Here is a 22,644-nt window from a genome sequence, read left to right on the forward strand (position 1 = left end):
GTAGTATTTGAATGAGTGTGATTATATTTTATATCTAAAAAAGGAGTTAATGACGGTCATTATTTTCTCTGTTGCACCTTCTTTAGCTTTTATGTAAGAATAGTTTATTTGACCAGATTTTTGTCTGTGCGTTGCGTCTACAAAACATAGATTCAGTTTGTCCTTAAATTCAGTTGAATCCTTAATTGATATAACCCCTTTTAGTTGTACTAACTCTTCTGCTTCCACGAATCCATCAAAATTAGGCCCAATAATAACCGGTATGCCAAAAATAGCAGGCTCTAAAGTGTTATGCAGGCCAGTTGCAAAACCGCCACCTACATATGCAACGTCAGCATAGCTATAAATTTTAGTTAATAAACCAATGGTGTCAATTAAAAGAACATCATAGCCTTCAGGTTTTTTTACATCTAATTCGGAATAACATAGAACAGGTTTGTTTATGGCCTGTATTATTGTATTTATGTGCTTTGTTTTAATCGTATGTGGGGCAAATACAAATTTTATATGATGTGTGTTTTGATTGATGTAGTCAATTATTAATTTTTCATCTTCAGGCCATGTGCTTCCGGCTACCAAACAAAACATGTCATTTTTAAAATGATTCATAAAATCTAACGAATTGTCTCTTTCTAAAATTTCACTCACTCTGTCAAATCGGGTATCGCCAGATATAGATACATTATGTACACCAATAGATTTAAGCAAGGAGCTTGATTTCTTATTCTGAACAAATATGTGAGTAAAATTCAGTAGTGCTTTTCGCATAAATGAGCCATACCATTTAAAATATATTTGATTTTCTTTAAATATAGCGGAAACAAGAAAAGTAGGAATGTCGTTTGTTTTTAATGCAGCTAAGTAATTAGGCCAGACTTCATACTTAATAAAAATTGCCATCTCAGGATGAACGGCGTCTAAAAATAATCGTACATTTTGTTTAGTGTCCAATGGTAAATAGCAAATTGAATCTGCAACCGTGCTATTCTTTTTAACTTCATAGCCTGAAGGAGAGAAAAACGTAAGTACAATTTTGTGCAAGGGATATTCAATTTTTAATTTTTCCATTACAGGAAGACCTTGTTCATATTCTCCTAAAGAAGCCGCGTGTATCCAAATAACTTTGTCCTTAATTGAAATAGATTTTTTTATTATGGAAAATGTCTCTTTTCTACCTTTTACAAAAAGTGAAAGTTTAGGATTTATTAAAGACAAAACTTTAATAACAAATGAAGCACTTAGGGCTAAAAGATTATATAGAAAGTACAAACTGAAGCTTTTGGGCTAAATTACGTTTCTTTCCATAAAAATACTGTTGTCTGTTTCGTATTTTTGTGCCACTTCATGTAATTTCAAAAGATGAAAAAAATACAAATGGTAGACCTAAGTGGTCAATACCAAGAAATAAAAGATCAAGTTAATACTGCTATTACGCAAATATTAGAAACGTCGGCCTTTATTAATGGACCCGAGGTACACGCATTCCAAAAAGAGTTAGAGGAATATTTAGGCGTGAAACATGTAATACCTTGTGCAAATGGGACAGATGCATTGCAAATTGCAATGATGGGGTTGGGTTTAAAACCAGGCGATGAGGTTATTACCGCAGATTTTACTTTTGCTGCAACAGTAGAGGTCATTGCACTGTTGCAACTGACTCCTGTTTTGGTGGATGTCTATCCAGATACATTCAATATTAACATTGAAGCAATTGAAAAAGCAATAACACCAAAAACAAAAGCAATCGTTCCTGTTCATCTTTTTGGACAATGTGCTAATATGGATGCAATTCTTTCTTTGGCTAAAAAGCACAATTTATTTGTAATTGAGGATAATGCGCAGGCTATTGGGGCAAAGTATCTTTCTAAGGATGGTACAAAGTACATGGCGGGTAGTATGGGTCATGTTGGTGCCACTTCGTTTTTTCCTTCTAAAAACTTAGGCTGTTATGGCGATGGTGGAGCAATTTTCACCAATGACGATGAATTGGCGCATACCTTACGAGGTATAGTTAATCATGGTATGTACGAGCGTTATCATCATGATGTTGTTGGGGTAAATTCACGATTAGATTCTATACAGGCTGCCGTATTAAGAGCAAAATTACCAAGGTTGAATGGCTATTGTGATGCAAGAAGAAATGCTGCAAGAGCTTATTCCAAAGCATTTGAAGGACAAGAACATATTATTACTCCCGTTACGGTTAACACCTGTGAAGGTATTTGCGATGTTTGTGATTGTCATGTTTTTCATCAATATACCTTGAAAATTACAAATGGAAAAAGAGATGCTCTAGTTAAACATTTAAATGAGAATAAAATTCCATGTGGAGTGTATTACCCAATTCCACTGCATAAACAAAAAGCTTATTTAGATGTACGATACAATGAAGAAGATTTTCCTGTAACTAATAAATTAGTAAAAGAAGTAATTTCTTTACCAATGCATACGGAATTGGATGATGAACAGATTAACCATATAACAAAGATGGTTATCGGTTTTGTTAATGCATAAAATAAGAAGTGTCCTATATTTGATTTAAGTTGAAATATTGTAGTAAATGAAAGTATTAGTAACAGGTGGATTAGGATTTATTGGGTCTCATACAGTAGTGGAGCTTCAGAATAAGGGATTTGAAGTGATTATAATAGATGATTGCTCTAATTCTGATGAAAAAGTGCTGGATGGTATTAAGGCCATTTCAGGGAAAAAACCAATTTTCGAAAAATTAGATTTAAAGGAAAAGCAAAAGGTAGAGGATTTCTTTCAAAGACATCAAGATGTAGCGGGTGTTATTCATTTTGCAGCATCTAAGGCAGTAGGGGAAAGTGTTGAAAAACCATTATTATACTACGAGAACAACATTGGAACCTTAGTTTATATTTTAAAAGAACTTTGTAATAAAAATAAAGCAAGTTTTATTTTTAGTTCTTCTTGTACCGTTTATGGACAGGCAGATAAAATGCCAATTACGGAGGATGCCCCTGTGAAGGTAGCTGAATCACCATATGGTAATACAAAACAAATGGGTGAAGAGATAATAGCCGATACTTGCAAAGTAACTCCAAGTTTAAATGCGATTGCATTACGTTATTTTAACCCTATGGGTGCGCACCCAAGTGGAGAAATAGGTGAATTGCCAAAGGGTGTGCCTCAGAACTTAGTTCCATTTATTACCCAAACGGGTATAGGTTTACGAGATGAATTATCCGTTTTTGGTGATGACTATCCTACTCCAGATGGCACGTGTATTAGAGACTACATATATGTAGTAGATTTAGCTAAAGCACATGTGGTTGCTTTGGAACGTTTGCTTAACGGAAAAAATGAATCTAATTATGAGGTATTTAATGTAGGAACAGGTACAGGTAGTTCTGTATTAGAGGCGATTCATAGTTTTGAAAAAGTATCTGGCAGAAAATTAAATTATAAAATAGTTGATAGAAGACCTGGTGATATTACTAGTGCTTATGCGGATACTACGAAGGCTAATAAAGTGTTAGGCTGGAAAGCTGAATATACTTTGGAAGAAGCCATGAATTACGCTTGGATCTGGGAACAGAAAATACGTGACTGATTTTTTAGGGCATAACACTATATATAAGGGGAAATATGGCTATATTTCCCCTTATTTAATTTAAAGATCATCTCTTATGAAAAATTATTTATTTCTTCTAATGCTACTGGTATTTTCAGTTACAACTGCTCAAGATACATATCTACAATGTGGAAAAATAGTTGATGTTGAATCTGGTAAAATCTTGTCTGAAAAAACAATAGTCATTTCAGAAAATAAGATAAAAGAGATTAAAAATGGTTTTGTTACAGGAAGTGATACGGACGAGGTAATAGATTTAAAATCGAAAACTATTTTACCAGGTTTTATAGATATGCATGTTCATATTGAAAGCGAATCTAGTCCGTCAAGATATTTAGAAGCTTTCACCATGAATGAGGCCGATGTGGCTTTTCAGTCGACCGTATATGCCAAAAAAACCTTGATGGCTGGTTTTACGACCGTACGTGATTTAGGTGGATCTGGTGTAAATATTGCTTTGAAGAAAGCTATAAATAAAGGTACAGTAGTCGGTCCACGTATTTTTACGGCAGGTAAATCACTGGCTACAACGGGTGGCCATGCAGATCCAACAAATGGTAGAAGCAATGAGTTAATGGGAGACCCAGGGCCAAAAGAGGGAGTGGTCAATTCTCCTGAGGATGGTAGAAAAGCTGTGCGCCAGCGTTATAAAGAAGGTGCAGATGTTATTAAGATAACTGCTACCGGTGGCGTATTAAGTGTTGCTAAAAGTGGTCAAAACCCTCAGTTTACTATTGAGGAAATAAAAGCAATTACAGAAACAGCTAATGATTATGGTATGCTTACCGCAGCTCATGCTCATGGGGATGAAGGTATGCAAAGAGCAATTTTAGGAGGAATAAAAACTATTGAGCATGGTACATTAATGTCCGAAGAAACTATGGATTTAATGGTTAAGCACAATACCTATATGGTGCCGACTATCTCTGCAGGACAGGAAGCAGCAAGGTTAGCTAAAATTCCTAATTACTTACCACCTGTAGTAGCTAAGAAAGCTTTGGAAATAGGACCAAAATTAAATGAAACTTTTGCGAAAGCTTATAAAAAAGGGGTAAGCATTGCTTTTGGTACCGATTCTGGGGTATCACCTCATGGAGATAATGCAAAGGAATTCATATACATGAACAAGGCGGGCATGCCTATTATTGAGGCATTGCGCTCAGCTACAATTACCAATGCAATGTTATTGGGGGAAAAGGAATTAGGTCAAATTAAAGAGGGCTTTATTGCTGATATTGTTGCCGTAAATGAAAATCCTTTAGAAAATGTGGAAACACTTATAGATGTAGTTTTTGTTATGAAAGAGGGAGTTATTTATAAGCAATAAACTTTTTTATAGTTTCTGCTAGTTAGTATTAAGATTGGAGTGATTGAACATGAAGTTGAATGTTGAAAGTAGTGAGCAATTAATGCAGGTTGTATTGAATGATTCACTTTTTGATAAATTGATTCAGCAGGTTCAGAAAGATTTTGTACTTGCCAATATACCTCTAAAAATTCCTGAATTACTGGAATATATCGAGTTTGTAGCGCTCATTAAGGAGAAGTTGTATTTCTTGATGATGGATCATTTTGCTGAATATCTAAACCTAATGTACATCATAGATGTACCGGAAAGTGAATTTCAAAACATTGAAATTACAGATACCGTTGATGTAGCGGATCAGGTTACTTTTTTGATTTTAAAACGTGAGTATAAAAAAGTGTGGTATCGAAATCGATATCAATAAAGAGACTTGCAAATAATACTTTTACTTATATTTCTTTTATATCCATTATATAACCAACAAGCCAGCAGGTAAGCATAATCCAAAGAGCAAATAATAGCGAACCATAATAATCACTTGTATTGGCTATGAAAATGTTGTCTGCTATCCAATTGTAAGCAGTTTTTGCTTTCATTGAAATCTTTGCTAAACTTATTGCGAACAGTTTCGATAATAAATATATGAATAAGGTGTTTTACCGAATACCTCCAAGAAATAGGTCTATTTATCAGGTTTCTTAAGGTCTAACAGGTAAATCCAAAGGGCATAAAAATATATCAATACCACTTAGTAAGTAGTACAAATGAGCTTTTCCAGAGTTTTCTATTAAATGGTATAAATAAATCCCAAGTAAATCCTGCAGTTACCAGAATACCGGTAGCCATTATAAGTTCGGCAATGGTTTTAAAATTTTTGTCTCGGTAATAGGTTTTAAATTTTCATAATAAAAAATAAAAACCAGTATATACGATACTCTAATAAGAATAGTATAAAAAACTGCTTTAAAACATTTTTAAGAAATACGCCACTTCCTAATTTTACATACTTAAACTCATGGCATTACCATCAATAAAAAGAAGCATGGAAGAACAAATCTGTAAGTGTAAATCCGTTTCACTGCATGTTTTTAAATTTCCAAAACCAGTTTCGCCGTTACCTGAGGAGTTTACAATGATCATAAAGGTTACACCCATCCCTCTAAAGACATCTTATAAAAAATGGCAGTTATTTAATTTGCTGATTTTGGATGTTTTGCTTTAATGAAAGTTAGTGAATTTTAGAAGTATACCCGTACGAATGGCATAAGGGCATTTCCGTATATACTTTTACTGTCATCAAATAATAAATCGTACCGTAAACCCATGGTTACATTTCTGGTGCTATATCCTGCGCCTATAAAAAACGCTGGAAGCCAATAATTATCCGCTACATCGATTGTTTGCGTTGCTATAGTTCTATTAATTCGCAATTGTTCAAATTCTGCTGAAATTTGTAGTTGGGGTATGGGGTTGAAAAGTGAAAGAATACTACCTCCGTAGGCTAAAAATTTGTCATCGTTAAACTTTGCATAATTAAAACTTAAACCAGTACCTGCGGCAAATTGCTCGTTAAATTCATAAATAGCGCTAGGAGAAATAGAACCATTAAAGCCATTATTGGTAAAACCAAGCCCAAGACCGCCTCCAAATCTAACATTGTTCCAAAAATTAGCTGCATTACTTGAATTTTGAGCAAAAGAGAAAAAGAGGTTTAGGGAGAATAATACTGTATAAATTGTTTTTTTTAAGCTCATTAGATGATTTTGTTTTAAAGTTTCATTTTTTCTAATAATAACGTTCATTCTATCGTTAGATATTGTAAATGTTGTATTTTTGTTAGAAATTTATTCTAAAGATACAGAAAGTAATTCATGGATAAATACTCCTTTTTAAATACCGCACACACCTCTTTTTTTTCGGAGCTGTATGACAAGTATTTAGTAAATCCGGATAGCGTAGAGCCTAGTTGGAGAGCCTTTTTTCAAGGTTTTGACTTTGGCCTAGAAAGCTCGTTAGATGAACTAAGTATTGATGAAAATCGAACTACCGCAATAGTTAACGGTGCAACTAGTGAAATGCCCGAATCTCTTCAAAAAGAGTTTCAAGTAATTCGCTTAATCGATGGCTATAGAAGTCGAGGTCATTTATTTACAGCAACAAATCCAGTTAGAGAGCGAAGACATTACGAACCTTCCTTAGCTATTAAGAACTTTGGCTTAGAGGAATCTGATCTAGCCACTATTTTTAATGCGGGAGATATTATTGGTATTGGACCAAGTTCGTTAAATGAAATTGTAAGACACTTGGAAAGCATTTATTGCGACGCAATTGGTGTTGAATATATGTTTATTCGTAACCCTGAGAGGCTTAAATGGATACAAGATTGGATAAATGTTAATGACAATCATCCAAATTTTAACCCAGAACGGAAAAAGCATATTCTTAAAAAATTGAATCATGCCATATCGTTCGAGACTTTTCTTCATACTAAATATGTAGGTCAAAAAAGGTTTTCTCTGGAAGGGAACGAGTCACTCATACCTGCACTGGATGTTATTGTTGAACGTGCCGCAGAAATGGGCGTTGAACAATTTGTTATGGGTATGGCTCACCGAGGTAGATTAAATGTGCTTACCAATATTTTTGGAAAATCGGCGAAAGATATTTTTAGCGAATTTGATGGTAAAGATTATGAGCAAGAAATTTTCGATGGCGATGTAAAGTACCATTTAGGTTGGACATCTGACCGAAAATCTGACAATGGCAATAAAATTAAAATGAATATTGCTCCTAACCCTTCTCACTTAGAAACAGTAGGTGCAGTTGTAGAAGGCATTGCTAGAGCAAAACAAGATGCCCATTATCAAGATGATTTTTCTAAAGTGCTACCCATAGTAGTTCATGGTGATGCTGCAATTGCAGGTCAAGGTTTAGTGTACGAATTGGTCCAGATGGCAAATCTTGATGGTTATAAAACAGGTGGAACGATACATATTGTTGTAAATAACCAAATAGGGTTTACAACAAACTATTTGGATGCTAGAACATCTACGTATTGTACAGATGTGGCAAAGGTAACTTTAAGTCCGGTGCTACACGTAAATTCAGATGATGCAGAGGCAGTTGTGCATGCGTCACTTTTTGCACTAGAATATAGAATGCGATTTTCTAGTGATGTATTTATTGATTTATTAGGGTATAGAAAATACGGCCATAATGAAGGTGATGAGCCAAGGTTTACACAACCAAAATTATATAAGGCGATAGCAAAGCATAAGAATCCTAGGGATATATATGCAGAAAGATTGATCAAGGAAGATGTTATAGATGATACTTATGTGGCTGAACTTGAAAAGCAATATAAAGACTCTTTAGAAGAAAAATTAGAGGATTCAAGAAAAGAAGATAAGACCGTGATTACGCCATTTATGGCCGATGAGTGGAAAGGCTTTGAAAATGTACGTGAATGGGAGATGATGGATGCCGTTGACACTACTTTTAAGAAGGCTGAATTAACCAAAATTGCTAAAGTACTAACCGAATTGCCTAAGGGCAAGAAGTTTTTACGCAAAGTAGAGAAATTGGTCAATGATCGAAAAAACATGTATTTCGAGTCCGATAATTTGGATTGGGCAATGGGCGAGCTGTTAGCTTATGGTTCACTTTTAGAAGAAGGTTTTGCTGTACGTATGTCTGGTCAAGATGTTGAGCGCGGTACTTTTTCCCATAGGCATGCTGTAATGAAGGTTGAAGAAAGTGAAGAAGAAGTTATCTTGTTGAACAAGTTGTCTGAAAAACAAGCTAAATTTCAAATTTATAATTCACTTTTGTCTGAATATGGTGTTGTAGGATTTGATTACGGGTACGCAATGGCTAGTCCTAATACCTTAACAATTTGGGAGGCACAATTTGGAGACTTTAGTAATGGAGCACAAATTATGATTGACCAATATATTTCTGCTGCAGAAGATAAATGGAAGCTTCAAAACGGATTGGTGATGTTATTACCACATGGTTATGAAGGTCAAGGTGCGGAGCATTCATCTGCAAGAATGGAACGTTATTTACAATTATGTGCTAAGGACAACATGTACATCGCTGATGTTACTACACCTGCACAAATGTTTCATATATTGAGAAGGCAAATGAAGGCTAATTTTAGAAAGCCGTTAATCATATTTACACCTAAGAGTTTATTGCGCCACCCTAAAGCAGTTTCAAAAATTTCTGAATTAACGGAAGGTAGTTTCCAGGAAGTTATAGACGATGAAACTGCTGATGTTAAAAAGGTAAAAAGTTTAGTTTTTTGCACCGGTAAATTCTATTATGATCTATTAGCAGTTAAAGAGGAGCAAAATAGAGATGATGTTGCCCTTGTTAGAGTGGAACAATTATTTCCATTACCTGAGGATAAAATGAAAAAGGTGATGGCAAAATATAAAAATGCAAATGACCTGGTTTGGGCTCAGGAAGAACCTAGAAATATGGGAGCATGGAGTCATTTATTAATGCATTTTAGTGAGGTTCAAAAATTTAGAGTTGTCTCTAGACGTTTTTATGCGGCACCAGCAGCTGGTAGTGCAGTAAGGTCCAAAATAAGACATCAACAAGTAATAGATTATGTCTTTGATAAATCAAAGAATAATATGTTCAAACCCAAAGATTTAAAATAACATATCAAATTATAGAAAGAATGATTCTAGAAATGAAGGTCCCTTCACCGGGAGAATCTATCACGGAGGTAGAAATAGCGGAGTGGTTAGTTCAAGACGGGGATTACGTGGAAAAAGATCAAGCCATTGCTGAGGTAGATTCCGATAAGGCTACTTTGGAATTGCCTGCTGAAGCAAGTGGAACAATTACGTTAAAAGCCGAAGAAGGTGATGCAGTAGCAGTAGGTGCTATTGTTTGTTTAATTGACACCAGTGCTTCAAAACCAGATGGTGGTAACAATGCTTCTGCATCGGCCCCTTCAAAAGAAGAAGCTCCAAAAAAAGAAGTTGAAGCGGAAAAAGCGCCGCAACCTGCTAAAGCTAAAGAAACTTACGCATCGGGTGCGCCATCACCTGCTGCAAAAAAAATATTAGACGAGAAAGGAATAAATGAAGATGTTGTTTCTGGTTCTGGTCGTGATGGTAGAATTACGAAGGAAGATGCTGTAAATGCTGTTCCTTCTATGGGGACACCTACAGGTGGTAATCGCGGTGAAACGCGCTCAAAGTTATCAATGTTGCGCAGAAAAGTTGCAGAAAGATTAGTTTCTGCGAAAAATGAAACAGCAATGTTAACTACTTTTAATGAAGTGGATATGAGTGCCATCTTTGCGCTTAGAGATAAGTATAAAGAAGACTTTAAAAATAAGCATGGTGTTGGTCTTGGATTTATGTCCTTTTTTACAAAAGCCGTAGTTAGAGCTTTAGACATGTATCCTGCTGTTAATTCTATGATTGACGGTAAAGAAATGGTTTCTTATGATTTCTGTGATATTAGTATTGCGGTATCTGGACCAAAGGGTTTGATGGTGCCTGTTATACGTAACGCTGAAAACTTAACCTTTAGAGGTGTTGAAGCTGAGGTGAAGAGATTGGCAATTAGAGCACGTGAGGGCGAAATTACTGTAGATGAAATGACAGGTGGAACCTTTACAATAACTAATGGTGGTGTTTTTGGTTCAATGTTATCTACACCAATTATTAATCCTCCGCAAAGTGCAATATTAGGTATGCATAATATTGTTGAGCGTCCAATAGCAAGAGATGGAGCTATAGCAATTGCACCTATAATGTATGTTGCCGTATCTTATGATCACAGAATCATTGATGGTAAAGAATCTGTAGGTTTCTTAGTTGCTATTAAAGAAGCTTTAGAAAATCCAGAAGAATTGTTGATGGATAATAACGTAAAGAAAGCATTAGAAATGTAAATTTTCTAAAGCTATTAATAGATAAAAACGTTGAGGTAAACTCAACGTTTTTTCTTTTTTATATAAATATACTTTTTGTTATAGTCTATAATTGCTTTCGATTTTTTTAAAATGTCTGCTCCAATAATTCCGTCAACCGGTTCTGCATCGTGTGCGGTTAGCGCTTCGTTTACGTGCTTTAAATCAAAAAGTACAATCTCTAGTTTTTTATACTTCCAAGATTTTAATTCAATAGTATTCCTTTTAGAAACTAACGTTTCCATATTGGTAGCGCCTGCACCTGCAGCTTTAATTGCAGATTCTTCAGAAATCAATTTAAAGTGATCGATACGGTCCATTCCAATACAGGTATTAGAAGCTCCAGTGTCTATAATAAACCGCCCTTCAACTGAGTTTATCTCAGCATTAATTTCAAAATGGTCTGTTGCGGTTAAAACTAGTGGAATACGTATGTAATTTTTATCCTTCAAAAATTTTTTGAGGGTTTTCATGGCTCGTTTTTGTCAAAGATAAGTTTATTTTTGTGGTATGATTATAACCGATACACATACACACTTATATAGCGAAGCTTTTGATGAAGATAGAAAAGAAACCGTACAGAAAGCAATTGATTTAGGGGTTAAGCGGTTTTTTATTCCTGCTATCGATTCTACCTATACAGAACGTATGTTGGCTTTAGAGAAAGACTTTCCCGGTCAAATGTTCTTAATGACAGGTTTGCATCCCACGCATGTGAAAGAAAATTTTGAGGAAGAACTGGCGCATGTAGAAAAAATGTTAGATAACCATACCTATTATGCGATTGGGGAAATAGGAATTGATCTATATTGGGAAAAGAAATACTTTAAACAACAACAAATTGCATTTAGGAAACAAATACAAATAGCGAAAAAGTACAAGTTGCCAATAGTAATACATTGTCGTGATGCCTTTGATGAGATTTTTGAGATTTTAGAAGAGGAAAAGAGTGATGATTTATGGGGAATATTTCATTGTTTTACGGGATCTTATGAGCAAGCAAAAAAGGCTATTTCATATAATATGAAATTAGGTATTGGTGGGGTAGTGACCTTTAAGAACGGGAAAATAGATACCTTTTTAAAAAAAATTGAATTAAAACATATTGTATTGGAAACTGATTCGCCCTATTTAGCTCCTAAACCTTATAGAGGTAAAAGAAATGAAAGTGCATATATTGTTAAAGTACTTGAAAAATTAGCAGATATTCATGGTGTTCCCAATGAACAAATAGCTTTGGAAACAACCAGGAACTCCATAGCGGTTTTTGGTATTTAATCATCATTATAAAATTTTGGATTTGACGGGAGAGAAAAGAAATATTTTATTGATATATACAGGCGGTACCATTGGTATGATGAAGGATTATACCTCTGGGTCTCTAAAAGCTTTTGATTTTTCTCAGCTATTAAAAAATATTCCTGAGTTAAATCAGTTGGACTGTACTATATCTAGTTACTCTTTTGACCAACCTATAGATTCATCTAATATGAACCCTACGCATTGGGTTGCAATTTCAGATATAATTGCTGAAAAATATGATGAATATGATGGTTTTGTGGTATTACACGGTAGTGATACAATGAGCTATACGGCATCAGCATTAAGTTTTTTACTTGAAAATTTATCAAAACCTGTGATTTTAACCGGATCTCAATTGCCCATAGGTGATTTACGAACCGATGCAAAAGAGAATTTAATAACCGCTATTCAAATTGCGGCATTGGAAAAAAATGGGAAGGCTATAATACAAGAGGTAGGACTTTATTTTGAATATAAATTATATAGAGGGAATAGAACAACTAAAATAAATGCCGAACACTTTAAAGCATTCGCGTCATTAAATTACCCTCATCTCATTGAATCTGGAGTTCATTTATCAATATTTAATGAATATTTATTGTCTCAAAAAAGAAATATAAAATTAAAACCGCATCGAAATATGGATAATAATGTTGCTATTTTAAAAATATTTCCAGGAATTAACAAGAATATTATTGATGCTATATTGGGAGCCGAAAATTTAAAAGCGCTTGTTTTAGAAACATATGGATCAGGTAATGCGCCAATGGAAATTTGGTTTTTAGAAAGATTAAAAAGTGCCATAAAAAATGGTATCCATATTATTAACGTTACTCAATGTTCTGGAGGTTCTGTTATGATGGGGCATTATGAAACAAGTTCTAAGCTTAAAAAAATGCAAGTTATTAACGGTAAGGATATTACAACAGAATCGGCAATTACAAAGGCCATGTATCTATTGGGCAGTGATGTCTCGCATGACCTTTTTAAAACAGTTTTTGAAACTTCTTTACGTGGCGAAATGCTTTAAAATAAAGAGTACTTTAATTTCTTAAACTAGATTTTTTTTTGTTATTTGCCCCACCTTATTAAAGGTGAATTTAGAGAGGTGGCCGAGTGGTCGAAGGCGCACGCCTGGAAAGTGTGTATACCCCAAAAGGGTATCGAGGGTTCGAATCCCTTCCTCTCTGCAAGTAAATTTTACTTTTTTTATATTGTTTTTTTTTTATCTTTAACCCTATTAACTAACTAATTTAAGTTTGAAAAAATGAAAAAATTATTCCCAAGCCTGGCAATTGCTGGGGCATTTGTAGCAGGTACAAATATTGTAAGTGCAAAAGTAGCAACAGTGGCCTTGTTAGTACAAGATGGTGCACCTGAAGCAGAAAAAGGATTTACTCAAGTTTTAAAAGAAATGTTTATTACTGGTGGTGCCGGTTTTATGGGTATCGTTCTTTTATGTTTGATTCTTGGTTTGGCAGTTGCTATTGAAAGAATTATCTATTTAAATATGGCAAGTACAAATTCTGCTAAATTAAAACAACAAGTAGAAGATGCATTGGCTTCAGGTGGTGTTGAAGCGGCTAAAGAAGTTTGTAGAAATACAAAAGGACCTGTAGCTTCAATTTACTATCAAGGTTTGGATAGAGCTGGTGAAAGTGTTGAGTCTGCTGAAAAAGCTGTAGTAGCTTACGGTGGAGTTCAAATGGGTCAATTAGAGAAAAATGTTTCTTGGTTGTCCTTATTTATCGCTATTGCACCAATGCTTGGTTTCATGGGTACGGTAATTGGTATGATTCAGGCCTTCCAGAAAATTGCAGCTGTGGGTAACTTAAGTGCATCTCTTATTGCAGGTGATATTCAGGTTGCATTATTAACAACTGTATTTGGTCTTATTACGGCTATTATACTACAAATTTTCTATAACTACATTATCGCTAAAATTGATAGCATTGTTAATGATATGGAAGATTCTTCTATCACTTTAATTGACATGTTGGTAGATCACAAAAAATAAGTATCACTTTTAATACCTAAAAATTATGCAAAAAATTATTAAAATAGCATTAATTGCTATAGGTGTATTAAGTGCTATACTATGGTATTTATTGCCAAGTTCAGATATGCCGGCAGCTGAAGCTGCTCAAAGCGGACCAATGAATTTCATGTTTATTATAACCTACCTTTTATTAGGTATAGCGGTTGTAGCAAGTTTGATCTTTACCTTGAAAAATTTGTTTTCAAATCCACAGGGTCTTAAAAAGACTTTATTTGTTATAGGAGGATTTTTATTGGTAGTTGGGGTTTCATATGTTTTAGCTAGTGGAACGGACGTTGATCCGGAATTTGCGGCTATGACTGATGAAAGCACAGTTAAAAAAATTGGAATGGGATTAAATGTATTTTTTATCCTTACAATTATAGCTGTTGCATCTTTATTGATACCTGCTGTAAAAAATATGTTTAGTAAATAAATAAAATTAAGAAACTATGGCTAGAAGAGCAGGAGCACCAGAAGTTAGTGCGGGTTCAATGGCAGACATAGCTTTCCTATTGCTTATCTTTTTCCTAGTAACAACTACTATTGAAACAGATGCAGGTTTGGATCGTATGTTACCGCCAATGGAACCACCTACAGAGGAACCACCGGTTATTAAACAAAAGAACATTTTTACGGTAAATATTAACCGTAATGGACAATTGTTAGTAGAAGATGAGATTCTTCCAATTGATAAGTTACGTGAAAAGGCTATGGCGTTTTTAGATAACGGTGGAGCAGCACAAGGTAGTCCAGATTACTGTAGCTATTGTAAAGGAAAACGAATTGCTGAATCTTCGGATAATCCAACAAAAGCAATTATTTCTCTTAAGAATGATCGTGAAACTAAGTATAGTACCTACATTACGGTTCAAAATGAATTGGTAGGCGCTTATAATGATCTTAGAAATAGAGAAGCTAAACGATTATTTGGAAAAGATTATGTTGCAATGGAAGCAGAGTATTTAAACCCTGAAACTGATGACTCTGTAAAAGAAGAGTTGAAAGAAAAGGTGACAAGAATACAAGGTTTGTTTCCACAGAAATTATCTGAAGCTGAAACTTCAAGCGAATAATAAATAAATAAAAAGTAACACTATGTCAAAATTTGCAAAGAAAAAAGATGGAGAGGTACCAGCGGTATCAACAGCGTCGCTACCTGACATTGTATTTATGCTTTTGTTTTTCTTTATGACGGTTACCGTTATGAAGGATAGTTCCTTGAAAGTTGAAAACGTACTTCCAAATGCTAGTGAAGTTAAGAAATTGGAGAAGAAAGATCGTGTAATATATATTTATGTTGGAAAACCAACAAGAGAATATGAAAAGACTTTTGGAACCGAACCAAAAATCCAACTAAACGACAAATTTGCTAGTACAACAGAAGTAGGTGATTATATTTTGATGGAGAGAGCTAAAAAGCCTCAAGAACTTCAAAATGTTTTAACAACAGCTCTCAAAGTTGACAAGAACGCAAGTATGGGATTAATATCCGATATTAAACAAGAGTTAAGAAAGGTAAACGCTTTAAAGGTAAATTATACTACCTATGAAGGGGATGCTTTTAATAATCTACAATAGTTAGTTAGTAGTATACAATTTTTCAAAACGCTTCAAATTTATTTGGAGCGTTTTTTATTTCATTAACTTTACTTATGCGTTATGTAATTTTATTCTTTTTTATTGGATTTTTATCCTTTGGACAAACTTTTAATGACGGATCAAATGATGAACGTTATTTTGAAGATCAGTTTTATTTAGGGTTGTCCTATAATTTTTTATTGAATCATCCTGAAGGTTCTAATCAACGTAATTTGTCGTACGGTCTAAGTGCTGGATTGATTAAAGATATTCCCATAAACCCAAGAGGGACATACGCTATTGGAATAGGGGCGGGGATTGCTTTAAATAGTTATTACTCCAATTTGGTGGCAAATTTATCTGGAGATGCAATTGTTTATAGTATTGAGGATAATATAACAAGAAGTAAACTAGAAACACACCTAATAGAATTTCCTGTAGAATTAAGATGGCGTAATTCAACTATTGAAGAATATAAATTCTGGAGAATTTACACAGGTATTAAAGCTGCCTATGTAGCTGGGGCTAGGTCTAAGTTTGTTTCTGATACTGCAAGTGATGGATTTTACAATACCGACTTGTCTAAATTTCAATATGGACTAACATTAAGCTTTGGGTATAATACTTTTAATCTACATGCGTATTATGCACTTACCAATCTTTTTGATGGTAAGGCCTCAGTCAACAATGAAATTTTACAGTATAAACCACTTCGTATTGGTCTTATCTTTTATATTTTATAGCCAGAATTTTACTGTAAATAGTTGTGACAGAATACCAATAAATAGTCCTATGACGATTTCAATTCTAGTATGCGCTTGCAGATAAAGTCGAGCTGTAAATGTAGCACCAGTAAAAAAAATCAATACGCTTATTGCTATTATTAGATTTATTTCGAAATGAATGCTAAGGTTTATGAGATACATTAACAGGCTGCCTACTCCGATAGCATGTAAGCTTGTTTTAAAATTGAAAAACAATAAAAGTATGCAAGCAAATGTAGCCCCTAAAAGCCCTGTAAAGTAAAAATATAATTCGCTAACGTAATTATTAGGTATAACCTTATAAAGAATTAGTAAAATAATTGCCGCTTGAATATACAAGGGGTATTTACGCTCTGTCACTGTTTCTAAAACGACTGAGTTTACTAATCCTAAGTTCTTGAGTATAAAAAAAGTCACAATAGGTATAATGACCGTTAATATAAAGATTGGTAGGATACTTGCGCTCTGTACATCTAATGGAGTATATTTTGGCGTAATAAAAAAATACGCAATTGTGCCGCCAATTGGAATAAAAAGTGGGTGTAAAAGATAAGAGATGAAATTTGAAAAAAGCCTCATTAGATTTCTTTTCTCATTCGAGCAACGGGTATATTTAGTTGTTCCCTATATTTAGCCACGGTGCGTCTTGCTATTGGGTATCCTTTTTCTTTTAATATTGCGGCAAGTTTATCATCTGTCAGCGGTTTCTTTTTTACTTCATTAAGGATAACAGTCTCTAGGATTTTTTTAATTTCCTTAGTGGAAACATCCTCGCCCTGTTCATTCTTCATCGATTCAGAAAAATATTCCTTTATCAATTTAGTGCCATATGGGGTGTCAACATATTTGCTATTTGCAACTCTTGAGACCGTTGAAACGTCCATTCCAATTTCATCAGCAATGTCTTTTAATATCATAGGGCGAAGATTACGTTCGTCGCCTGTTAAAAAATATTCTTTTTGATAATGCATTATGGAATTCATTGTTATAAACAATGTCTGTTGTCTCTGCCTGATCGCATCTATAAACCACTTTGCGGCGTCTAACTTCTGCTTAATGAACATTACCGTGTCTTTTTGGGATTTGGACTTGTCCTTGGCTTCTTTATAGCCTTTAAGCATGTTGCTATATTCTCTTGATACGTGGAGTTCTGGAGCATTTCTTCCATTTAAGGTTAATTCCAATTCTCCTTCCGTAATTCTGATGGCGAAATCAGGAACAACGTGCTCTACAATTCTATTATTTCCGGAATACGAGCCTCCTGGTTTAGGATTTAATCTTTCAATTTCACTAATGGCTTGTTTTAATTCAGCCTCGGTAATGTTATGTTTTTGAATTAATTTTTGATAATGCTTTTTAGTGAAATGCTCAAACGATTTTTTAAGAATTGCAGTAGCTAGCTCAATACTTGGTGTAATGTCTTTACGTTCTAGTTGAATTATTAAACACTCCTCTAATGAACGTGCACCAACACCTGGTGGGTCTAAATCCTGTACAATTGATAGTATTTTTGTGATGGTTTGTTCATCGGTATATACATTTTGTGTAAAAGCTAAATCGTCCATAATGTCGACTATAGGCCTTCTGATATATCCACTTTCATCCACACTACCAACAAGAAATTCTGCAATTGTCCATTCATCATCACTTAGATAAACGGTGTTAAGTTGATTAATTAAATGTTGATTAAACGAAATACCGGCAGCATATGGTACACTTTTTTCTTCGTCATCTGTACTGTAATTATTGGCTTTGGTTCTATAATCTGGAATTTCATCATCACTTAAATAATCATCAATATTGATATCTTCTGTATTGATGGTTTCATTGTCAGAACTATCTTCATAGATATCATCATACTCATCATTACTAGCTTCTAAATCTTCCTTCCCAGTTTCTAGAGCGGGATTTTCTTCTAATTCTTGCTTTAATCGTTGTTCAAATGCTTGTGTAGGCAATTGAATCAGCTTCATCAATTGAATTTGCTGAGGCGATAGTTTTTGTGAAAGTTTAAATTGTAAGTGTTGTTTCAGCATTACTTTTTTCTATACTCGTAAAAGTAACTAAATCCGCTTAGAATTCTGCATTCTGTGGCGTTCTTGGAAATGGTATTACATCTCTAATGTTGCCCATGCCTGTTGCGAATAGTACTAATCGTTCAAAACCTAGGCCAAATCCGCTATGTTCTGCGGTGCCAAATTTTCTTAAATCTAGATACCACCATAATTCTTTCTCATCGATATCTAGTTCTTTGATCTTCTCTTTAAGGACATCTAAGCGCTCCTCTCTTTGTGATCCTCCGACTATTTCACCAATACCTGGAAATAAGATGTCCATGGCTCTAACAGTTTTACCGTCCTCATTTAGACGCATATAGAATGCCTTAATTTTTGCTGGATAATCAAATAATATAACAGGACAGTTAAAATGTTTTTCTACTAGGTAGCGTTCGTGTTCACTTTGCAAATCTGTACCCCATTCTTCAATAGGATATTGAAATTGCTTCTTTTTATTTGGCTTACAATTTTTAAGAATTTCAATTGCTTCGGTATAACTTACTCTTTTGAAGTTGTTGTCAACTACGAATTTTAATTTTTCAATTAATGGCATAGCACTGCGCTGCGCCTGCGGCTTACTTTTCTCTTCGTCTAGTAATCTATTTTCTAAAAACTCCAAGTCCTCTTGGCAATGTGTTAATGTATATGAGATTACATTTTTAATGAAATCTTCAGCTAAATCCATGTTTGCATCTAAATCGAAAAAGGCCATTTCTGGTTCTACCATCCAAAATTCAGCTAAATGCCTCGATGTATTTGAATTCTCGGCTCTAAATGTAGGTCCAAATGTATATACTTTTCCCAACGCCATGGCATAAGCCTCAGCTTCTAACTGGCCAGAGACGGTTAGGTTCGTTTCTTTACCGAAGAAATCTTCTTTATAATTAACAGCACCATCCTCTGTTAATGGAGGTTTTTTTTCGTCTAAAGTTGTTACCCTAAACATTTCGCCTGCTCCTTCGGCATCTGAGCCGGTAATAATAGGTGCATGAAAGTAATTAAAACCGTTTTCTCTAAAATAATTGTGGATAGCAAATGCAAGGGTAGACCTGACACGCATAATTGCGGCAAATGTATTAGTACGTATTCTTAGGTGTGCTTTTTCTCTTAGGAATTCTAAAGAGTGTTTTTTAGGTTGAATAGGATATTCTTCTGGATCCGCAACTCCTAAAACCTCCAAAGCTGTAACTTGAATTTCTACGGATTGTCCTCTGCCTTGACTTTCAACGAGTGTACCTGTTATCTTTAAAGCAGCTCCAGTGTTTACTTTTTTTAATACATCTTCATCAAAATTTTCAAAATCTACAACACATTGAATGGTGTTTAGTGTAGACCCATCGTTTAAGGCAATAAATCTATTGCTTCTAAAGGTTCTTACCCAACCTTTAACCGTTATTTCTTGAAGTAAGTTTTTACTTGATAATAGTTCTTTTATAGTAGCTAAACGCATGATGTTATTTTGAATAATTAAAATCCCAAAGATAGGATTTTGTTAAAAAATAAAAGTTTAAAAAGTGATATATAGTAAGGCTAAAACGAATTTTAACTAGTTGTTGTTTTCATCATGAGGTAGAATATCTATTTGTGGCTTTTTAAGTGTTTGCTTATTGGCAATACTTTTTTCTAATGATAATAATAACGAAGGTAGAAGTATAAGGTTTGCTAACATGGCTAATAACAAAGTGGCAGAAACCAATGAGCCTAACGCTACAGTACCTCCGAAGTTAGAAATTACAAATACAGAAAATCCGAAGAACAATACTATTGAAGTGTAAAACATACTTACCCCTGTTTCTCGTAATGCATTGTAAACAGATTTTTCTATTCGCCAATTATTTGCCGTTAATTCTTGTCTATACTTTGCTAAAAAATGAATAGTATCATCAACAGAAATACCAAAAGCAATACTGAAAACTAAAATTGTGGAAGGTTTTATGGGTACCCCAACAAATCCCATAATTCCTGCTGTAATTACTAATGGTAGTAAATTCGGAATCAACGAGATAACTATCATTCTAAATGAACGAAAAAGATATGCCATAAAAAGTGCAATTAAACCAATGGCCAAAGCCAAGGACATAATAAGATTTTTTACTAAATATTTGGTTCCCTTTAAGAAAAGTAATGCGCTGCCTGTCATGTAAACATTGTAGCGTTCAGAAGGAAATATTTTAGTGATATGTTCTTGTAGACGCTCTTCAATTTGTTCCATTCGACTAGTATTTACATCTTGCATGAAAGTCGTAATACGAGCAGTTTGGCCAGTGCTATCTACAAAGGTTTTTAAAAGATCACTATCGTTAGAAGATTTTCTGGCAACATCCATGATAAAAGTATTCTCTTGACTTGTAGGTAACTGATAGTACTTTGGTATACCGTTATAAAAGGCTTGTTTGGAATACTTCACTAAATTTACGACAGATACAGGTGAAGAAAGCTCGGGAATTTCTTCAATAACCTCACCTAGTTGATTCATGCGTTTTAGAGTAGCCGGTTTTAAAACTCCTTTAGGGCTTTTAGTGTCTACAACAATTTCAACAGGCATAATACCTTTAAATTCTTTTTCAAAGAATCTAATGTCATGGAAAAAATCTGCATTTTTTGGCATATCTTCTATGGGACTTCCAGAGATTCTAATTTGATAAATACCTATAATGCTAATAACTAATAGCGATATAGAAACAATGTAGACACTTATTCTTCTATGTCTTACTATACGCTCCATCCAACTTACAAAAGCGTCTATCCATTTTTTATTTAAATGTTTTAAGTGCTTTGTTTTTGGCAGTGGCATAAAACTATAAACAATAGGGATAATAAGTAGTGACAGAACAAATATCCCTATGATATTTATAGAGGCGACAATACCGAATTCTTTTAATAATTTACTATCGGTAATTATAAAGGTTGCAAAACCAGATGCTGTAGTAATGTTGGTCATTAACGTAGCATTTCCAATTTTAGAAATAACGCGTTGTAATGATAATGCCTGATTGCCATGTTTTTTGACCTCTTGTTGGTATTTGTTAATTAAGAAAATACAGTTTGGTATTCCAATAACAATAATTAAAGGTGGAATCAATGCCGTAAGTACTGTTATTTCATATTGTAATAATCCCAAAAGCCCAAAAGCCCACATTACTCCAATAATTACTACGCACATAGAAATTACAGTTGCTCTTATACTTCTAAAGAAAAAGAAAAATATTAATGAGGTAACACCAAGTGCCGCTAATATAAATTTGCCGATTTCGTCAATTATATTTTGCGAGTTCATAGTTCTAACATAAGGCATGCCAGATATATGAACATCTAAATTCGTTTCTTTTTCAAAATTTGATACTAGTGAATTTAAGTCTTGAAGTATAAAGTCTTTTCGCACTGAGGTATTGACTATATCCTTGTCTAAATTTACTATGGTTCTTATAGTTTTACTTTCTTTATTGTAAAGTAAGTTCTCGTAAAATGGTAGGTCGTTGAATAAATGACTGGTAATACTATCAATTTCTTTTTGCGAATTTAACTCGCCCGTAATTAAAGGTCGCATTTTAAACTCTTGCTTCTCGTTATCCTTTATGAGTTCTTGTAGATTATCAGTGGAAAGCACAAATTCAACTTCTGGAAAAGCAGCTAATTGTTTACTTAATTTATTCCATCTATTAAAATTAACAGGATTAAAAAGAGCGGTATCACGTATAGCAAAAACTACCGCATTACCTTCTTCACCAAACTTGCTAAGAAAATCTTGATATTCTATGTTTACCGGGTGGTCATCTGGCAAAAGGTTTGTTTGCGAGCTAGAGAATCGCATATATTGCCATTGCCAGCCCATGAATACTGTAAAGCCGGTTATTAATAATATGATCAGGATTCTATTTCGAAGAATAATGTTAGCCGTTTTTGGCCAAAATCCTTTAGTAAGTTTAGCTACCATAACTGTTTTTGCAGGTGGCAAAGGTAACTAATAGGTGCAATTGTACCTAAACTGAAACTTTAAAATTAGTATAAATTATAAAAAGCTAACTTATGAGGGTAGCTTAATAACTAAGACCTATAA

The 22,644-nt window shown here is 34.1% G+C and carries 22 protein-coding genes and 1 tRNA gene; 14 read left to right on the top strand and 9 right to left on the bottom strand.

Translation table 11 applies throughout. The features are described 5' to 3' along the window. Positions 1–21: 21 nt before the first annotated feature. On the bottom strand, positions 22–1,269 hold the full coding sequence (locus BTR34_RS10795; RefSeq protein WP_068481385.1) for a 3-deoxy-D-manno-octulosonic acid transferase: 1,248 nt from the start codon (positions 1,267–1,269) through the stop codon (positions 22–24). A gap of 90 nt (positions 1,270–1,359) precedes the next feature. Here BTR34_RS10795 and BTR34_RS10800 point away from each other — a divergent pair, with 90 nt between their 5' ends. The 4 genes from BTR34_RS10800 to BTR34_RS10815 all read left to right on the top strand — a co-directional run bounded on the left by BTR34_RS10800 (position 1,360) and on the right by BTR34_RS10815 (position 5,328). Next, positions 1,360–2,514 carry a DegT/DnrJ/EryC1/StrS family aminotransferase gene (locus tag BTR34_RS10800; protein ID WP_068481389.1) on the top strand — a complete coding sequence of 385 codons (1,155 nt, stop codon included), beginning with the start codon at positions 1,360–1,362 and terminating at the stop codon, positions 2,512–2,514. Between the two features lie 46 nt (positions 2,515–2,560). Continuing rightward, the gene (gene galE / locus BTR34_RS10805) at positions 2,561–3,577 is read left to right on the top strand and encodes a UDP-glucose 4-epimerase GalE (RefSeq protein WP_068481392.1); all 1,017 of its coding nucleotides are present in this window, start codon (positions 2,561–2,563) and stop codon (positions 3,575–3,577) included. A 76-nt stretch (positions 3,578–3,653) separates the two neighbouring features. Continuing rightward, complete coding sequence (locus BTR34_RS10810) at positions 3,654–4,925, top strand: metal-dependent hydrolase family protein (protein WP_068481395.1); 1,272 nt, start codon at positions 3,654–3,656, stop codon at positions 4,923–4,925. 49 nt (positions 4,926–4,974) lie between these two features. Then, on the top strand, positions 4,975–5,328 hold the full coding sequence (locus BTR34_RS10815) for a hypothetical protein (RefSeq protein ID WP_068481398.1): 354 nt from the start codon (positions 4,975–4,977) through the stop codon (positions 5,326–5,328). Positions 5,329–5,353: 25 nt separating this feature from the next. Here BTR34_RS10815 and BTR34_RS18780 read toward each other — a convergent pair whose 3' ends face one another. The 3 genes from BTR34_RS18780 to BTR34_RS10820 all read right to left on the bottom strand — a co-directional run bounded on the left by BTR34_RS18780 (position 5,354) and on the right by BTR34_RS10820 (position 6,658). Then, the gene (locus BTR34_RS18780; protein WP_157483740.1) at positions 5,354–5,500 is read right to left on the bottom strand and encodes a hypothetical protein; all 147 of its coding nucleotides are present in this window, start codon (positions 5,498–5,500) and stop codon (positions 5,354–5,356) included. A gap of 403 nt (positions 5,501–5,903) precedes the next feature. Next, positions 5,904–6,059, bottom strand: a complete 156-nt coding sequence (locus BTR34_RS18785; RefSeq protein ID WP_157483742.1) for a hypothetical protein — start codon at positions 6,057–6,059, stop codon at positions 5,904–5,906. An 83-nt stretch (positions 6,060–6,142) separates the two neighbouring features. Continuing rightward, positions 6,143–6,658, bottom strand: coding sequence for an alpha-ketoglutarate decarboxylase (locus tag BTR34_RS10820; RefSeq protein ID WP_068481871.1), 516 nt, complete (start codon positions 6,656–6,658; stop codon positions 6,143–6,145). 117 nt (positions 6,659–6,775) lie between these two features. Between BTR34_RS10820 and BTR34_RS10825 the strand changes: the two genes are divergently transcribed. Together BTR34_RS10825 and odhB are read left to right on the top strand one after the other, a co-directional pair. Beyond that, a complete protein-coding gene (locus tag BTR34_RS10825; RefSeq protein ID WP_068481401.1) occupies positions 6,776–9,577 on the top strand; it encodes a 2-oxoglutarate dehydrogenase E1 component in 2,802 nt (933 codons plus the stop codon). A gap of 20 nt (positions 9,578–9,597) precedes the next feature. After that, positions 9,598–10,827: a 2-oxoglutarate dehydrogenase complex dihydrolipoyllysine-residue succinyltransferase gene (gene odhB, locus BTR34_RS10830; RefSeq protein WP_068481404.1), complete on the top strand. Its 1,230-nt coding sequence runs from the start codon at positions 9,598–9,600 to the stop codon at positions 10,825–10,827. 41 nt (positions 10,828–10,868) lie between these two features. Here odhB and BTR34_RS10835 read toward each other — a convergent pair whose 3' ends face one another. Beyond that, positions 10,869–11,318, bottom strand: coding sequence for a retropepsin-like aspartic protease (locus BTR34_RS10835; RefSeq protein WP_068481407.1), 450 nt, complete (start codon positions 11,316–11,318; stop codon positions 10,869–10,871). Between the two features lie 37 nt (positions 11,319–11,355). Here BTR34_RS10835 and BTR34_RS10840 point away from each other — a divergent pair, with 37 nt between their 5' ends. The 8 genes from BTR34_RS10840 (at position 11,356) to BTR34_RS10875 (ending at position 16,509) form a co-directional block, all read left to right on the top strand. Then, on the top strand, positions 11,356–12,123 hold the full coding sequence (locus BTR34_RS10840) for a TatD family hydrolase (protein WP_068481410.1): 768 nt from the start codon (positions 11,356–11,358) through the stop codon (positions 12,121–12,123). Between the two features lie 22 nt (positions 12,124–12,145). Beyond that, a complete protein-coding gene (locus BTR34_RS10845) occupies positions 12,146–13,177 on the top strand; it encodes an asparaginase (RefSeq protein ID WP_074472173.1) in 1,032 nt (343 codons plus the stop codon). A 72-nt stretch (positions 13,178–13,249) separates the two neighbouring features. Then, positions 13,250–13,337: transfer RNA gene (locus BTR34_RS10850), tRNA-Ser, on the top strand. A 77-nt stretch (positions 13,338–13,414) separates the two neighbouring features. After that, positions 13,415–14,164, top strand: coding sequence for a MotA/TolQ/ExbB proton channel family protein (locus tag BTR34_RS10855; protein WP_068481413.1), 750 nt, complete (start codon positions 13,415–13,417; stop codon positions 14,162–14,164). A 25-nt stretch (positions 14,165–14,189) separates the two neighbouring features. After that, positions 14,190–14,621 carry a hypothetical protein gene (locus BTR34_RS10860; RefSeq protein WP_068481415.1) on the top strand — a complete coding sequence of 144 codons (432 nt, stop codon included), beginning with the start codon at positions 14,190–14,192 and terminating at the stop codon, positions 14,619–14,621. Positions 14,622–14,637: 16 nt separating this feature from the next. After that, the gene (locus tag BTR34_RS10865) at positions 14,638–15,261 is read left to right on the top strand and encodes an ExbD/TolR family protein (RefSeq protein WP_068481418.1); all 624 of its coding nucleotides are present in this window, start codon (positions 14,638–14,640) and stop codon (positions 15,259–15,261) included. A 22-nt stretch (positions 15,262–15,283) separates the two neighbouring features. Then, on the top strand, positions 15,284–15,766 hold the full coding sequence (locus BTR34_RS10870; RefSeq protein WP_068481421.1) for an ExbD/TolR family protein: 483 nt from the start codon (positions 15,284–15,286) through the stop codon (positions 15,764–15,766). Between the two features lie 74 nt (positions 15,767–15,840). Then, entirely contained in the window at positions 15,841–16,509 is a 669-nt protein-coding gene (locus BTR34_RS10875; RefSeq protein ID WP_068481424.1) for a porin family protein, read from the top strand. On the opposite strand, the gene BTR34_RS10880 is transcribed toward BTR34_RS10875, so the two are convergent. From BTR34_RS10880 to BTR34_RS10895, 4 genes are all read right to left on the bottom strand, one after another. After that, positions 16,504–17,109 (bottom strand): hypothetical protein, encoded by a 606-nt coding sequence (locus BTR34_RS10880; protein ID WP_068481427.1) that lies wholly within the window; start codon positions 17,107–17,109, stop codon positions 16,504–16,506. The two genes, BTR34_RS10875 and BTR34_RS10880, sit on opposite strands and share 6 nt — an antisense overlap. Then, positions 17,109–18,566, bottom strand: a complete 1,458-nt coding sequence (gene rpoN / locus BTR34_RS10885) for an RNA polymerase factor sigma-54 (protein ID WP_068481430.1) — start codon at positions 18,564–18,566, stop codon at positions 17,109–17,111. Before rpoN ends, BTR34_RS10880 begins: the two co-directional genes overlap by 1 nt. 37 nt (positions 18,567–18,603) lie before the next feature. Next, positions 18,604–20,037, bottom strand: a complete 1,434-nt coding sequence (asnS, locus tag BTR34_RS10890; protein WP_068481433.1) for an asparagine--tRNA ligase — start codon at positions 20,035–20,037, stop codon at positions 18,604–18,606. A 96-nt stretch (positions 20,038–20,133) separates the two neighbouring features. Continuing rightward, positions 20,134–22,521, bottom strand: a complete 2,388-nt coding sequence (locus tag BTR34_RS10895; protein WP_068481435.1) for an efflux RND transporter permease subunit — start codon at positions 22,519–22,521, stop codon at positions 20,134–20,136. Positions 22,522–22,644 lie beyond the last annotated feature (123 nt).

The sequence above is a fragment of the Maribacter hydrothermalis genome, from assembly GCF_001913155.1.
Lineage (GTDB): Bacteria > Bacteroidota > Bacteroidia > Flavobacteriales > Flavobacteriaceae > Maribacter > Maribacter hydrothermalis.